Annotated in this window: 14 protein-coding genes and 1 pseudogene; 6 read left to right on the top strand and 9 right to left on the bottom strand. The window is 33.9% G+C overall.

Going from position 1 to position 15,808, the window contains the following annotated elements; translation table 11 throughout:
* Positions 1-26 precede the first annotated feature (26 nt).
* The 7 genes from Q9317_RS09275 to Q9317_RS09245 form a co-directional block, all read right to left on the bottom strand.
* Positions 27-2,813, bottom strand: coding sequence for an endo-beta-N-acetylglucosaminidase (locus tag Q9317_RS09275; RefSeq protein WP_003102174.1), 2,787 nt, complete (start codon positions 2,811-2,813; stop codon positions 27-29).
* Positions 2,814-3,102: 289 nt separating this feature from the next.
* Entirely contained in the window at positions 3,103-3,402 is a 300-nt protein-coding gene (locus Q9317_RS09270) for a YbaB/EbfC family nucleoid-associated protein (RefSeq protein WP_003102173.1), read from the bottom strand.
* Positions 3,403-3,479: 77 nt separating this feature from the next.
* Complete coding sequence (locus tag Q9317_RS09265; protein WP_003102172.1) at positions 3,480-4,631, bottom strand: site-specific integrase; 1,152 nt, start codon at positions 4,629-4,631, stop codon at positions 3,480-3,482.
* The gene (locus Q9317_RS09260; RefSeq protein WP_003102169.1) at positions 4,618-4,878 is read right to left on the bottom strand and encodes a DUF3173 family protein; all 261 of its coding nucleotides are present in this window, start codon (positions 4,876-4,878) and stop codon (positions 4,618-4,620) included. Before Q9317_RS09260 ends, Q9317_RS09265 begins: the two co-directional genes overlap by 14 nt.
* Positions 4,879-4,988: 110 nt before the next feature.
* Entirely contained in the window at positions 4,989-6,176 is a 1,188-nt protein-coding gene (locus Q9317_RS09255; protein WP_003102166.1) for a P-loop NTPase family protein, read from the bottom strand.
* A gap of 726 nt (positions 6,177-6,902) precedes the next feature.
* A complete protein-coding gene (locus tag Q9317_RS09250) occupies positions 6,903-8,072 on the bottom strand; it encodes an ATP-binding protein (RefSeq protein ID WP_003102163.1) in 1,170 nt (389 codons plus the stop codon).
* A 2-nt stretch (positions 8,073-8,074) separates the two neighbouring features.
* The gene (locus Q9317_RS09245) at positions 8,075-8,431 is read right to left on the bottom strand and encodes a hypothetical protein (protein WP_003102162.1); all 357 of its coding nucleotides are present in this window, start codon (positions 8,429-8,431) and stop codon (positions 8,075-8,077) included.
* A gap of 248 nt (positions 8,432-8,679) precedes the next feature.
* Between Q9317_RS09245 and Q9317_RS09240 the strand changes: the two genes are divergently transcribed.
* The gene (locus Q9317_RS09240) at positions 8,680-9,261 is read left to right on the top strand and encodes a hypothetical protein (RefSeq protein WP_003102160.1); all 582 of its coding nucleotides are present in this window, start codon (positions 8,680-8,682) and stop codon (positions 9,259-9,261) included.
* 35 nt (positions 9,262-9,296) lie between these two features.
* On the opposite strand, the gene Q9317_RS09235 is transcribed toward Q9317_RS09240, so the two are convergent.
* Positions 9,297-9,644 carry a helix-turn-helix domain-containing protein gene (locus tag Q9317_RS09235; RefSeq protein WP_003102158.1) on the bottom strand — a complete coding sequence of 116 codons (348 nt, stop codon included), beginning with the start codon at positions 9,642-9,644 and terminating at the stop codon, positions 9,297-9,299.
* 170 nt (positions 9,645-9,814) lie between these two features.
* On the opposite strand from Q9317_RS09235, the gene Q9317_RS09230 reads away from it, so the two are divergent.
* The gene (locus Q9317_RS09230) at positions 9,815-10,339 is read left to right on the top strand and encodes a hypothetical protein (RefSeq protein ID WP_259458693.1); all 525 of its coding nucleotides are present in this window, start codon (positions 9,815-9,817) and stop codon (positions 10,337-10,339) included.
* Between the two features lie 34 nt (positions 10,340-10,373).
* Here Q9317_RS09230 and Q9317_RS09225 read toward each other — a convergent pair whose 3' ends face one another.
* Positions 10,374-11,549 carry an IS256 family transposase gene (locus tag Q9317_RS09225; protein WP_003099060.1) on the bottom strand — a complete coding sequence of 392 codons (1,176 nt, stop codon included), beginning with the start codon at positions 11,547-11,549 and terminating at the stop codon, positions 10,374-10,376.
* Between Q9317_RS09225 and Q9317_RS09220 the strand changes: the two genes are divergently transcribed.
* The 4 genes and pseudogenes from Q9317_RS09220 to Q9317_RS09205 all read left to right on the top strand — a co-directional run.
* The gene (locus Q9317_RS09220) at positions 11,548-12,009 is read left to right on the top strand and encodes a hypothetical protein (protein ID WP_259458751.1); all 462 of its coding nucleotides are present in this window, start codon (positions 11,548-11,550) and stop codon (positions 12,007-12,009) included. The genes Q9317_RS09225 and Q9317_RS09220 overlap by 2 nt on opposite strands.
* A 322-nt stretch (positions 12,010-12,331) precedes the next feature.
* Positions 12,332-13,804, top strand: a complete 1,473-nt coding sequence (locus Q9317_RS09215) for a serine/threonine-protein kinase (protein ID WP_016356169.1) — start codon at positions 12,332-12,334, stop codon at positions 13,802-13,804.
* Between the two features lie 535 nt (positions 13,805-14,339).
* Entirely contained in the window at positions 14,340-15,455 is a 1,116-nt protein-coding gene (locus Q9317_RS09210; RefSeq protein ID WP_031239302.1) for a hypothetical protein, read from the top strand.
* 81 nt (positions 15,456-15,536) lie between these two features.
* Positions 15,537-15,800: pseudogene (locus tag Q9317_RS09205) on the top strand (HEPN domain-containing protein); the annotation flags it as partial.
* Positions 15,801-15,808: the final 8 nt, after the last annotated feature.

Genomic DNA, 15,808 nt, shown 5'->3' with positions numbered 1-15,808 from the left:
GCTACTAGAAATTAAACAGAAACACCTTACTTGGCTTCTGTGTCATTTTTGTCGGATTTGTCATCGCTCTTGTCTGCCTCTGTTGGTCTGAGGTCATCAGCAGTTTTTTTAGCAACTACACCTGGATAACCAAGGATTTGAAGTTCGTTGAAGTAGATATACTTAGCTTCTTTTTTTATTGTCACTTTCAAATATTTGGCATTGTCAACTTCTAATGGACTACTGAATACTTTGTCGTCATTTTTGCGGCTGTCTTTTGTGATTTCAACCCAATTTTCGGCTTTGTCTTTTTCAGTTTCAAAGTTAGATGCATCCCCTTTGAAGACAGATAGGGTTACAGAGTCATTCTTGCCATCATCAAAGAAGCGCCAGTGTTTGGCTGTACCAGGGGTTTTTAATTCAAAAATGACAGAGGAGTCTTTATTCCAACTTAAAAGAAATTGGTCTTTTTGCCCATCAAAAACTTTTGCACTTTGAGTCATGTTGTCAGTACCAATGATTTTTGCATCTTGTGCTAAGTTAACCATCATGGGTTTTTCGTCACCAACGATAACTTTAACTGAGTGAACAGTTTTTCCATCCTTGTTTGAGACAGTGACCTGATAAGTTTCAGCTTTAGCGGTATCAATGGTTTTATCAGTTGTTTCAGCAAGTGTTGAGTCAACGATTGAAGCAGAGTATTCCTTATAACTAACTTTAAAGTTGTCATAGAGATAATCAGGGGCAATAAAAGGTTTACCCTGAATGGTTTGCTCTTTATAGGCCTCAAAGTCATTTTCAGTATTAATTAAGGTATTTTGATTGGTGCGAGTTCCAAAGATAAGGTCATCAATGACATTGATTTTACCTTGGCCAACTTGGAGGTGAAGTGGGGCAGTACTATAGCTTTCAGGGTATAGGCCTTTTGGTTTTTGTTTATCAAAGCTAGCTGTTGAGGCACCATTTTTAGCAAGTGTAGCTAAGATAGTATCAAGAATGTGACGATTTTCAGTTCCTTGTGCCAAATCAAAGTGATTATCAGAAATATTGATTGCTTTTAAAGAAGGAAGTGTGGAAGCATCAATACCACTAAGTGTATCACGCTGATGGCCTGAAATATCCAATGATTCAAGACCACTTAGACCAGAAATGACCAAATCAAAGGCTGGAATATCCTTATATAGTTTTGAATCATCGTAAGTGCCTTTTATTTCGAGGTTAGATTTTTGATTGTCAGTTAAAGGTTTAAGGTTTTGTGGGAGATCGTCCTTATCAATTTTAGTGATTTTTGGAAGGTTGATGAGTTCTAGTTTAGCGACTCTTTTAAGTTTGTTAAGACCTGTCAAATCTTTAATCTCAGGATTGTCAAGTCTTAGAGTACCCTTGAAACGTTCTAAGTCGCCACGTCTTGTCCCGACCTGTTTAATAATGCTTTCACGGAGTGCCTTATCAGGAAAATCAGATTGATCAATTGGTTGGTATTGGTCATCTGTCATCATGAGTTTTTTCAAAGCTTTAGATACTTTGTATTCAGATTTAACGATCTTGTCTAGTTCTGGGTGCTCAGTTTTTTGTTTTGGTTGTGCAACCCCATCGCGGTCAATGGCATAAGAGAAGAGACCACCTTTTAGCCCACCTGTTTTAGGTTGCCACTTAGCATACCGTTCAGCACGCGTTCCTTGGATTTTCTCACCAATATGTGGATCGGAAGGATCTTCTTCATTAATATCTTTCCAACGATTATTGAAATCCTTTTCTTCATAGAATGAAAAGCCGACCATGTATTGTTCTGGACGAATGTATTTGCTATAGCCTTGCCATCTGCCTTCCATGCTACTTGTTTCGTCTAATATGTTCTTGTGATGTAAATAATTTCCATTTTCTCCAGAGAAGCCATAGACTTGAACCAAGAGTAAGTTTAGGTATTGTGCTGTTTCTTTAATCAATGGGTTTTCTTCAGCAGTATAGGTTGTGTCCATGATTAAGAGGCGGCTCTTGTCAGCGCCATTTGCACCAATTAATTTGCCGATTTCTTTAAAGACTTCAACGGTGCGAGCCAGTGCTTCGGGATCTTCTTTGTCATTAACTTTAGGAACACTATCACGTTCGATATCGATGTCTAAGCCATCAAGGTTGTATTTGTAAACATATTCATCAACGATAGCTTTAGCCAGTGCTTTGTTTCCAGCTTCAGTGTTAGGGAATTTCTCCTTATCAGCAGAGATATCACTATGGTCAGCACCACTTAAGAAACGCCATGGAATGGTACGAATCACACGTGTTCCTTGCTTGTTGAGTTTCGGAACTTGTTTTGTCGCTAATTCCTCCCAGAAAAGGCTATAGTCTTTAGTGTAGTCGTGAAAAACAAATGCTAGGTCAACTTCTTTAGGCAACTCCCCAAAGGAGTTGACCTTATTAGTTTCAGTAGGATCAGAAGTTTTATCTTGCCAGGTACGGAAATAGCCACCGTAAAGTGGTCCTTCGAGTGCTTTTAGTTCTTCCTTTTTAGGAATGGTCATTTTGGCAAGGCGTTCTGCTTGAGCATCAGCTTTTTTAGCGTTTTGCAAGGCCTGTTTGGGTGATACTGGTTTGTGTTCACGATTTGACGGGATTTCATACATGGAATGCTTAAATTCATCTTTACTATTCTTTGAAAGATATGTTAAGGCATCAATTTTAGCTTCGACGTCAGCAATTGATTGTTCAAGGCCGTTTGGCATCTTCAATTCTTCTCTTGCCTCGACGATTGTTGGATGGCTGAGGGGGGCAACACCTAAAATAGCTGCTGCGCAGACACAACCGAAAGTGCGTTTAACCAATAAACGTTTGTTCATGACTCTTCTCCATTTTTATTTGATACGTTGAACAATAACCTACAACTTGTATTTGGAGAGTTAAAAGACAAAATGTAAGCGTTTGCTCTAGTTCGACTTCAGTATAACAAACCCTAAAAAATAAAAACAAGTAATAAAGTATAGATTTAATAGCATAAATTAAAGGTAAATGAGTCAAAAATGTAATGAATGAGTCTATTTTCTAATGCTTTGGCTATTCTTTCAAAATGTCATTCAATTAGAAAGCAAAAAAGAATGGAGACAGGCGCCTTCATTCCTTTTGACGTTTTTAAAATGGTAGTTTGCCAGCAAATGCACCAAGAGATTTCTTTGTCGCGTCATCAATTTGGCTCAAAGCATCGTTAATGGCTTGAGTAGTCATATCAGATAAGGTCTCAATATCTTCTGGATCAACCACAGCTTCTTTATAATCAATGGCAACTAATTTCTTGTCACCAGTGAAAGTAGCTGTTACTAAATCTTGAGCAGACTTACCAGTAAATTGCATCGAAGCTAAATCAGCCTGCTTTTGTTCCATTTGCTTTTGAAGCTTTTGCGCTTGCTTCATCATGTTTTGCATATTCATCATAATAGTTTTAAGATTCCTTTCGTATCAAGGGTTTGAGTCTTGTTTTTAAATTGTCGTTGCCTTGTTTTGCCTTATGGTTAAAAATTTTCAAAGGCAGAGGCGATTTCTTTTTGTTGTGTAGGGAATAAATGCGAGTAAACATTTATTGTAGTACTGATGGAGCTGTGCCCCAAGCGCTTCATTAAAGTGAAGAAAATGTAGTCTTTACCTTCTCCATTCCGTAAGCCCTGAGAAACTAAGAATGCCGCATGTGAGTGCCTGAAATCATGATTATGAATGAGTTTTAAATTTTTTGGCATTCGCTTTTTTAGAACTACCCGAAAATTTGAAACATTCGGACCAGTCAGCACCTCGGGAGTTGCTTGGAAAATTTGTAGACTATTTGGATTGTCAGTAAATTCTCTGAGCAACTTATACTGATTTTCTTTCCATTGCTTCAATTCTTCGACAAAGGAATTGTGGAGGTAAATTCTACGGTTTGATTGTGTAGTCTTTACTGTTCCTATATGTACTTTACCATTACGATAATACGCAGAGTATCGAACATCGATGTATTTTTCATCAAGATTGACATTTTCCCATGTTAAAGCTAGTGCCTCTCCAATACGCATACCAGTATACATCAGGACACGGTATAAAAGTTGAAAAGAGTATTCACTTTCTTCAAATAATGAGTCAAATGACTTAAATTGGTCAGGAGTATAATACGCCATTTCCTTATGTTGTTGAGGAACCCTTCTCAATCCATTACACGGGTTATCTTGACGTAGTCGATTTAGTACAGCTACATCAAACATTTTGTGAACGAAAATCATTTGTTGGTTCACATGAGAGTTTGTCAGCGTACCACCCTTTACACTTGATTGGCTTTTGAGCCAATTTCTATATTCTTTGATATCTGTAACGGAAATAGCACGCATATCTGCATTTTTGAAGTATTTGGACATGTATACTCGATAGTAAGATTCCTGACTATCAATTGTTCCTCGTTTATTGCCTCGAAGTTCATCTTCTTCCTTAACGAGTGAGTAAAGATAAGAAACAGAGATTTTCTCTTTATGACTAACTTGATGTAGCTTATTGATGCGATAGTCTGCCTCATATCGTTCGGCTTCTTTGCGTGTTTTAAAATCTGTTTTTCTATGACGTTTTTGCTCACCAGTTACGGCATCGTAACCGTCACTAATATCCACCTTCCATTTTTTATTTTGTTGTCTAGTTACTGCCATTTGAAACTCCTTTTTCAAAAGCAGTATCTTCTTGTACGTTAGCTATTATATCATGTTTATTGGATAACTCAAAACCTAGAATTTCCTCGATAGTTCGTAACGGTACACGACCAACTCGCTTATTGCTGTACCAATTAAAGCCTTCTGAGACAAGTTTAGCTTTTGCTTCACGTATTAGTTTCTCAGCTTGACTTTTTGAGTAACCAGTTAATTTCATAATATCGTTTTTATCAATTAGAGTAATCATTTTAATCTCTCACTTTCTTTAGCTCATAAAATGTGAGATAATAGCAAAGAAGTAGTAATAATTGCTATTTCTCGAGTGTAGGATTGCTAGTTTTGCTTTGATCGGTTGAACTAGCAGTCCTTTTCTTTGTAGTTGTATTCATTAGTATTCTTGTCATTTTGATGATATTGCTTACACAACTTCTCAAAATTAATTTTTAAATTTGTCAATTTATGATATTCCTCCATCGTCATTGTCAACGTTTTGAATTGTTCATCGATTGTTTTGAAATGATATACAATAAAATGAATACGACGGAATAATTGTTTGATGGGGTCATTTTTTCGCCTCTCCTCTGGGACTAACATTTCATATAACTGATTTGGAGTGAAGATGCTAGAGATATGAACAGCATCCCAAAGAGCATAAACGTTGCTGTAACGTGCATGAACCTGGTTTGGATATACGTCTAATAACTTTAAGAATGCTTGATAATCAATATCACCTTTAAATTCGTCCATGAATAAAATGGGTTCGCCTGTGTAATTATCTAAACCACCTGTACCATAGTCTGATAGAACATAAACATTGTCTTTTCCGTGATCTTGCTTTAATAAAATTTGAGTGAAACTCTTCCCTGTACCTGAGCTACCTAGATGCCAATAAACTTTAATGTCTTTCACAAGAGGAGCATTTTCAACTTGCATTTGATAGTAATGCTCCTTAATCATTTTTGAAAACTTACGATAGGATAGGTTCTGACGCATGATTGATTCAGGGGTCAATCCAGCTTCAAGAAGCTCTTGAATTGTATCCAAATCGCTACGTTTGCCCTGTTGATTTGCTTCAATAACACCATGATTAATCATTGCTACAACGGTTGTATGAGCCTTTTCTTTATGTTTACCTGATTTATTCAGGTATGCAATGACCTCTTCACGAGTACCGCGAGTAAGTTCAACATGGATTCCTGGGTAGAGTTTTTTTATTGCAGAAAATCTTGCTTGATTTTTTGCTTCTAAAATCAAATGTGAGTGATGATTCCCACTATCTCCGATTTCGTAGTTTGCAGCTGCGGAACGAGTTTCTTCTTTGCCATCTACCCAAAGATAGATGAGATGCTCCACCATTTCTTCATCGGAGTACGTTTTGTTAGTTTCAAGTTTGGCACGAAAATCTTTCACAAATTTCCTTGTTTCATCTGAATACTTATCTTTATCTTCAAATGATTTATCACTTAGATTGAAAAGCTTGTCAATATTATTTAACGTACAACAGAACGAACTCGCTTTGAATTGTGAATCGAATTCTTTTGTCATATATATATTCCTTAATTTATTTGTCTTGTCTGAGAGGTTGTGTAAGGGTAATACTGACCTTACACAACCATTAGACATAGGTAGTTTCACGTTTTTTGTGCTGGTCTGCTTGCTCGCCTTTGGCAGCAGCATACCGCACCATTATTTTCGCCTTGTTGCTGTAGATTGAAACGTACGAGAATTTGGCAAGCGAATAAAATCATTGAATAAGTACGAATCATCTAACTGGTTTAGCTCTCGTTTTAGTTGAGGTAACAACTGTTCTATTATTTGGAAACTTTCACTATTAGTTGGTAATCTCCATGTTGCAATAGCGTGATTCTCGTAGTAAATAACAGTTAATGTGAAGATTGACCGATTAGCTTTCTTTATGATGATTTGCTTTGTGTTTGTATACCGAGTTGATTCTTCCAAAGATGGTTCTACATTTATTTGAGTGCAATAGCGTCTCATTTCCCACGTTGAATAATAAGATTTGACACTATTTCTGAAATAATCAAAATCTGCATTACGATTCGCAAAATCTAAAAGTATTGTGAAAGTAAGTATAGCTCCTGAAAAAATCATAATGAATCGAAGTACCAAAACGAGAATAACCAAAGGAACGAAAGTTGAAAGATTCATTTGTATTGCTAAGTAGAACGATAGTCGCTCACTTAGAATTGTTGTCAATAGTAGAAATGCAGAAAAATTAATAATATTGTATTTGTTAAAATAATGTTTCATTTAATTAGTTTCCTTTTCTAAAAAATAAGTTGGAGTGAGTAGTGGCATGATATGTGTACGATGCTGACTGTCTGTAAACTTGATGACACCCGTACCAATTCCTGATGGAACGACGATATTGGATACATCTGTATTTGGAAGTAAAAACTGACATGTATTCGCATTTACTTCTCCTAAAATAACAGACAAATTGATTTGTTCACGAACAGCCGTATTTCCACCGAATGCAGTTGCATCAAAACGCTGACTTAATAGGATCAAACTTACGTTAGTTTGACGCCCTAATAAAGCAATTGTTCCAAGTAGTTGTGAGAACGTTTCCCGTGCTTGTTTTGAACTCCCCTGAACCAAAGCTAACAATTCATCAATAACTATATAAATACGCTCAAAACGCTTGTTAGGCTCTGTCAACAACATCTCTTGCCGTCGATAAATCTTCTGAATAACCTGCCCTAATAACTCATTCACTTCTGTAATGAAACTATTTAAATTTGAGCCTTGAGTTGGTGCGAAGACTTCCAAACCGAGCTGTTTTCCCAGTAAATAAATATCTGATAATTTGGGGTCAACGCATAGAATCTGATTCGTGAACGATTTTAAGCAGTAAATAAGATAGCGGACAAAATGAGTTTTTCCGGAACCTGATGAGCCTGAAATTGCTACATGAACAACTGTATTCATATCAATATTGATACCGTTTGCCATTATTGGAATATGGTTTTCTGCTATATCCTGTTCGATAAAAGTTCCTAGATTATCAATTTTCAGACGAGTTGGAACTCCGTCAATCCACGGAAAGAAGAAAGCACGTCCCAAATTTGGATTCGTGGTATCATAAGAAACAAAGTAAGCATTATTCTGCGGAAGTAAAGTTTTGAAAGGATACAATATCCCTGAACAAATAGCAAATAAATCAAAATAAAGCTTTGTATCAATCGAATAAGACACGGGAAGATTTGGAATAAATAAGAATCCTGAATCATTGCTTAATATTTTGATTTCAAACGAGTTGAGATAAGAAGATTCATTATTAATATCAAGAGCATTGTTCAAGTTACGCAAGATGTACTGAGCTAATGCATATCTATCTTTACCAAATTCAGCTGTATCAGAGACATTTGCCTCTGATACTTTTTGCTGATTTTGGCTTCTGTTAATCAAAAATGCCATAATTACTTACCTTTTTTAATGCCTGTCGCTCGGAAATAGATTTTATTATAATTTCCTTCGTAAGCCTCCAGATGCTCAAATTCGACTATATCACCAATTTCAAACGAATTTAAATTAGGTGTGTGTTCGAGAAGAAATTTGACTGTGAAGGGTTCGTCTGAGCCTGTAGCTACAAAAATTTGATTAGCAACAATATTGTTTGTACGTTTTTTAATATCATTTCCATTCTCATCTTTGCCGACTGTTTCATAGTCAAATTGAGCTTTAACACATTTAGAAGCAAGCTTGATTGTTAAGCCTGAAAGTAATTGATCCGCTAGACTAGCACTGTAGCCCTTATGTTTTCTAAAAAATGCCATGTGGCACCTCCATTTAAATAAGAAAATATGAAGCATTGCTGCTTAAAGAGATAACAAAAATGTTTGCTATGTACCGACTGTTTAACAACTTTCAGTTGTTCGATGTATTTATCTTGTTCTTTATGATTTCATTATATCATTCATCATAATAACGATAAACAAAAACCGTACATTGTTGATTGACATTTCAATAATTACGATATACAATGAATTATAACGAAACACATTTAAAAGATGGAGAAATTAAAATGACTGAATTAAAAGTAAAATCACTACCTAAATTTGTTGATGACATGATACAAAAGTATAAAATTCCGGAAACGGAAAATATTAATAAAACTTTGCGTGCAAAATTTTTAAGAGAATTGATAAAGATGAATGAGTGGGATAAGGCGAAGTATAAAACTTTTGAACGTAATAGGACGAAGGTTTTTCAGTATGAAATTCTTGAAAAATTAGAAGAACAGTGCAGGGCTTACTTAGTTAAAAAAAGTGGATACGATTTAAAAGTATTTGAAGAATACAAAAAGAAGTTGAATGAAACAACTTCCTACGAGGATATAAATGAAGAAACATTGGTGGAAATGCAAAAAGAGGCAGCTTTTAGGGCATGGGCAGGTTCGATTTCAAAAGAAGAGATTCGTGATGTAATGCTTAAAGCCTTATTTGAAAAGTTTTTTACACCCATTGAGCTTATTCAGTGGCAAGAAGATAGTGATTTTATAACTATTGTTGATGCAGATGACAATAGAAAGTTTGATTTTGAATATTATAAAGCTAAAGAACGCTATACTTCTTACAATAAATCGGCATATTATAAAGAAAGATAATTTAAAGAATAAAAACAACCGCTAGGAATTGAATCTTAGCGGTTTGGTTTTTCTTTAACAGTTTTAATGAGTAGCTGAAAGGCTTCTAGGAGTTGCTCTTGGCTTGATATAGGAAGTTGTGCTAATTGTTCAGCCAGAAGTTCTAATTTTGGATTTTGGGGATTTACGCGACTTTCAAAGAGTTCTGATGGTGTAATATTTAGAGCACTAACAATCTTCTCAAGTGTATCAATCTTTATATTAGAACCTTTTGTCTCAAGGTTTGAAATATAATCAATACCAACTCCAGCTTTTTCGCTGAGATTTTGTTGGCTTAATCCTTTATCTTTCCGCAAAGTCCGTATTCTTTGGCCTATATATTCTTGTAAATGGTTTGATTTCATGTAATACCTCATTGATAAATCAATCATACAGGTATTTTTATGAGAAAATAACCTGTCTGAAATCAAATATCGCAATAAATTTAGCTTGTATACTAAATTTGTGGTAAAATAGTTTGTAATAGGGAATATGGATTGATTTCAATATCTCAATTAAATAACAAGGAGTTTTTATGAAAACAAAAAAATTGCTACCGTTTTTGGCTACTGGAATTTTTGCTACAACAACTTTAGTAGGGTGTTCTTCGAATCAACCGGCAAGTAACGGACTTAGTCAAGGAAAAACAGTTGGATTTGTACAACTAGCTAATGAAAACAAAGAGCGCATCTGGTTTGATGTGCTAGATAGTAATGAAGATGGCGAGATTTCAAAAGATGATAAAGTTAAGAGAATTGTAGCTATTCAGTCTGGAAAAGTTGATATTTTTCATATTTACGATGCAGACTTGTCTGAATTCAGAGAAAAAACAGGTGATGAAATACTTGCTTTTGCGAAAAAAAGTGATAAAAAGTATGTAGAGGAAGAGGTCGCTGATGTGATAAATACTCTAAACATAACAATTGAAGGTTATGAAAAAGATCTCATAAAGTATACAGCTGAAGAGAAGGAAACTCCAGGTTTTAATAAAGATAATATAGAATTTATTAACAAGAGACTCCCACTTATACAACAACGTCTTAAAGGATACTGTCAATAATTTTGTGTAAACACAAGAGTAGAGTTTTTGAATATTAGTCAAATAAGCTATCAAGTGTGTCAAAACATACTCCGAATCCTTTATGAATACGAGCTCCGAACTTAATGTTATAGTCTTCGAAAATACTTACAAGGCATCGTTCTAAGGCTTCTTCATTTGGAAAAACCACCCTCTTCTTGCTTTGTCGCTTGATTTCTTTATTGAGTGATTCAATCAAGTTTGTAGAGTAAATACTAGACCAAATGTGATGTGGAAATTGATAGAAAGTTAGGAGATTTTCAGTTGTTTCAAGTGATGTCATAACCTTTTTGTAACGAGGTTTCCACTCAGAAACAAATTGTTCCAATAATTTAATAGCCTCCTGTAAATTTGTGGCACGATAAATCTGCTTGAACTGATTTAGAATAGGTGCCCTATCTACTCGTTTGACCTTACTGGAGATATTGCGACCAATGTGAACCAGACACCGTTGCTGTTTAGCCATTGGATAGGCTTGTTGGATGATTTGATCCACACCGTTAAGCCCGTCTGTAACAACTAGAGAAACTTGCTTAAGTCCTTGATTTTGTAGCCTCTTAAGAAGATCTGACCAAGAGACATTATTTTCATTAGGGGCAATCTCATAGCCAAGAACTGATTTATACCCTTCAGGCGTGATACCAAGTGCAATGTGAATACATTCTTTACTGACCGTACCTCGTCGCAAGGGTAAGTAAGTTCCGTCTAGATACAAGACTGAGTAGTTAGTTTGAAAGGAACGCTCATGAAAGGCAGTGACACTTTCTTGAGTCACTTTTGTGATATTTGACACCGTTGCTGGACTGTAGTGGTGACCATACATGCGCTCAATAATGTCACTGATTTCGCGTGTCGTAACGCCAGTTTGATAGAGTTTAATCACCATCTCTTCCAAGTGGTCATCTCGTCTAGCATAAGATGGTAATAAAACTGGTGAAAACTCGCCGTTTCGATCTCTTGGAATGATTAAATTGACTAAGCCATACTTCGTTTCAAACTGTCGAGAGTAGGTCCCATTACGGCTATTACCTGTATTGTAACCTTCTTTTTTATATGGCTCATATCCAAGGAAAGCTGATAGTTCAACCTGCAAGAGATCATTCATAGCTATTTCTAAAGAGGATCGAAAGAATTCATCAATATCTTGTTTTTGCGCTAGGAAGTTAAGTAATTCTGTGGTAAACTGAGTCATGGGAATAAATCTCTTTCTAGTGAAGTGTCGTAACTCTACTATACAGGATTTATTCCTTTTTTGTGTTTACACAAGATATTTTACACTACCTCTTAAAGAGGTTAAAGAATTAGACTATGGTGATATTAAAGCGTTGTACAGTAACTATTCGATTAAGGCAACAGTAGGAACTGATTCGTCAGGAAATAATGTTGCAAGTGAAACTGTATACTTTCCAAAGCCTTTTGATTCTATTGATTTAAATATTGAAAATATAGAGTCCTTCAGTGATACACCAGTAATTGATAAATTGGCGGACACTTACTATAAGGTGGGTATACAGGTTCAGGGTGATGTGTATAAACAAAGCTATGCAGGATATCAGTTTGATTCAAAATACTTTTTCATTACTACATCGTTGGATAGTTCCGTAAATCTAGGTTTAGATACATTAGATACCAAAAATATTACAGAAGAATAGTGTCAGATAAATAAGAAGTAGCAAAATTACAACTGATTCAAGTCTTTTAGGGTTAATAGATAATAAAAAATCTTTTTACAAATAGTAGAAAGATTTTTTGAATTCTTTGATATTTTCCCTCAATATTTCTTACATAGCTATGTAGATTTTTTTATTGGTTTATATAATTTCCTTATTTGAACAGTATTGTATCATGTTGCTAAATAAATAGAAATGGTAAATAGAGTAGGATTTGATTTGGTATAATAGTAAGTGAAATCGAAGTACAATAATTTTATACTCAACTTGAGAATTATTTTATAAGTTAGAATAAGGGGTTATGATGGCAAAAATTACATTTCATGATAAAACTATAATAAAAAATTTTTTTAATGAGGGTGGTTATGTTCTGGATTTTTCAAATCGCACTTTTGATGAATTTACTTATCATTCGATTGGTGTAAAAATTCAGGAAAAATACGGTTTATCAAAAGGAAAATCATTTGAAGCCTATATTGATGAAGCTACGGATGAAGATCTTATCAAGTTAGTTAAGGATTTGCTAACCTATTATGATGACCTTCCAGATAATAGTTCTGAAAAGAATGATATTAAGAATAAGCAAGCGGAGAAGTTAAAAGAAAAAATAAATGCCTATACCCATATAGGGGAAGAAATAGTGAAGGCTGATGAGTCATTTCTCACTAAAGGTGGATTTGCTGATATTTATTTACAAAAACATACTCAACGAATTGTGAAAAAGTTGAAAAATGAATATAAACAGGACTCTGCTCTAAAAAGTCGCTTTAAAAGAGAGTTTGAAATTATGCAGTCTCTATCGCAAGTTAATGGGATTATTAAAGTTTATGTGTTCGATGAGTCAGAGTTTAGCTATACGATGGAGAAAGCCGATTTTACTTTAAATGATTATATTGGGACTAATGATTTAGAGATGTATCAGATATTTAATCTGTTATTTCAAATTTTGACGATAATGTCAGAAGTACACTCTCGGGATATTATTCATAGAGATTTAAGTCCAACTAACATTTTCTTATGTAATGGACTTATAAAGATATCTGATTTTGGATTGGCTAAAGATTCTACTGCCAATCATTCTCATTTGACTGTGAACACAAATAACTATGGGCAGTTTTATTATTGTGCGCCAGAACAGATATCTGGTCTAAAAAATTCAACTAAAATGAGTGATGTTTATTCGTTAGGGAAGGTGGTTAATTTTTGTTTAACTGGAAATCCGACTAATGAAAAACATGTTCTACGAACTTTTGTTCAAAAAGCAACCTCTTATCAACCAGAATTAAGATTTAGAGACGCGGAAGAGATGCTTGAACAACTAAGTCATCATTTGAACTTTTTTCATCAAAAGGATTCAAAACAAAAAATATTTGAAAACATTCAAAATAGAGAATATGATGAAACAATAACGGTATATTTGAATAATATTTCAGATGTGGATTTATGTCAAGATCTTATTGAAATAGGTAGGAATTACAAATTAGCTTGCATAAATTTTATGAAAATAAGCCCAGAAAATGCTCAATTTTTGATGCAAAAAACTTTTCCATCAATGAAAGAAGTCGCAACCTCTTTTTCTTCAAATGATATTTTTGCATCTCTTGCGTTTGATGTATTAAAAGATGAGCGATTTGATTACTTGAGTAAGGAAATCGCTGCAAGGATTTTATATTATGTAGCTCGGGAAGTAAATCGTTTCTATGCACAGAGACTCATAGAAGACCTAAAGCGTAGTTCCATCGAACCAATGTTAGAAAATATTTTAGACGGTAAATGATTGTGTAGGTTTTGTTTTAGTTTGCATCTTCTACTTAAATTTTATTATCTAAAAAGTGTAGAGAAAAAGATTATGTTTTCTACGATATTAACTGTTTGGGTTGAAAAAGTATTTACTAATTATGCAGATATAAGTAAAGATATTTATGAATAAGCAAGGAAATCCATTAGAATTGTTTTTATCCAATAGTAATAAAAGATTGCTCTCTAAGATATATCAGTTATTATTGGTAGAAAATTAAAACAATAAGCTGTCTTACTTTATTACAAGTAAAGAGATTTTTAAATTTTCAAGAAGATACTGCTGTTGTCTATTTTTTACCTAATTGATATCACTTTAATAGCTTTAGAATCGATTTAGTAAATTAAGAAAGGCTTTAAAACAATATTCCTGACGATTGCAAGACTTAAAAAATCGTAGAATAAGTCTTGATTTTTTTAAAAAACTTAAACAGTGCATTAATAGGATTGTTTTAGGTAAGTGTAAGAGTTTTGGAGTATAATATTGATAGATGAAAAGAATTGAGGAAGTGGTATTGGTCGAATCATATATCTCAGAGTTATTGCCAGCCAAGTATAGAAAACGCCATCAATTGATGCTTTATTTGTATGACATTTTAGTTGATATATTGGTTAAGGCTGATAAATATCAATTATCAAGTTTGTCTTTTAGATTTACTAATGAAATAGATGAGAAAACTGACCTTTTTGATGAGCTAGAGAGACAAAAGGATATAGATATTTCTGAAAAAGTCTTTATCCCTCATATATTCTTTTCAATTCTACGAGACTTAAATTATTATCTTTTTGAATCACTGAGCTGTATAGAAAGGGGAAAGGTAACTGTTGCTTTTTCACTTGCTAGGAAGCCTTTACAGGATAATTTGTTCTATTTAGGCTGGATACTAGTTCAACCACATGATTTTTTAGGAAAAGTGCAGTATGGAAGCCCTAGAGAATATGATGTTAGTGATTTAAAAGGAAAGAAAGATTTTGTTATTGACTTATTCTCAAAAGCGAAGGAACTAGTTCAATCTAAAAATAGCACACTTGATTTTAGTCAAAAATTACTTAATCCAGAATTGTTGTATGATGTAATATACAATCGAAAGGCTGAAAATAGTTTGACTAGTGCATTTGATAAATCAATTCATTTGGTGACTAAAAATATAAATTATCCCACTGAGAAGCAAAATCTTAATTTTATATTTGCAGATGATAAAATTTGGGATGAGTTTTGGAACTTGTACTATCAAAAAATCCCGTATATTCTACTATATTTGGTAGAGGTTGTTATAGCTATTTTTGAAAAATATATAGATATAGATGAGGAAACATCAGAGTTTAACCAATATATCAGAAATTTGAAGATAATCTTAGCATTATCAGGGGATGATAATAAAGGATTAGAGAACATTTTTGATTTAATATTTAGCAGTGACCATCTTAGTATGACCTGTGATGAGTGTGGCAATCAATTTGAATTCAATACAGTTTTAGTGAATGAAATAAGAGGAGATTATCTTTATACTTGTCAGAAATGTGGGTTCGTAGAACGATTAGGACAATATTTTGTGAGCGACGAATTCTTAAGTAATCGTAGAAAAATTATGATTGATAACACGGATAATGATAATTGGAAGTTGATTTAATATAAATAATGCTACTATCATCGTAAACTCAGGATTTAAAAGAATATGAAGGATCTCTGATTAACAGTTAGGAAGGATAATATGACATTTAAAAATTATACTTGGGATAAAGAGTTTGAAATTAAGGGTTATTTTTCGGAATTGCCCGAAGATATTGTTAATGAAAATAATTACTTAAGTGGTATTTTACATTACTCTCCCAGAGAAATAATTTTGGAATTATTTGGTGAATTTCCAGAGGAGAAAGATATTTCATTTGGATTTGGAAAACACTTAGAAAAGATATATGGGTATTCTAGTAACGGTAATATCTTAATTTTAAATACTTACGGAGAACCAAGTGTGACTGAGGT

This window comes from Streptococcus iniae (assembly GCF_030732225.1).
GTDB lineage: Bacteria > Bacillota > Bacilli > Lactobacillales > Streptococcaceae > Streptococcus > Streptococcus iniae.
This window is presented reverse-complemented; position numbering and strand designations above follow the sequence as displayed.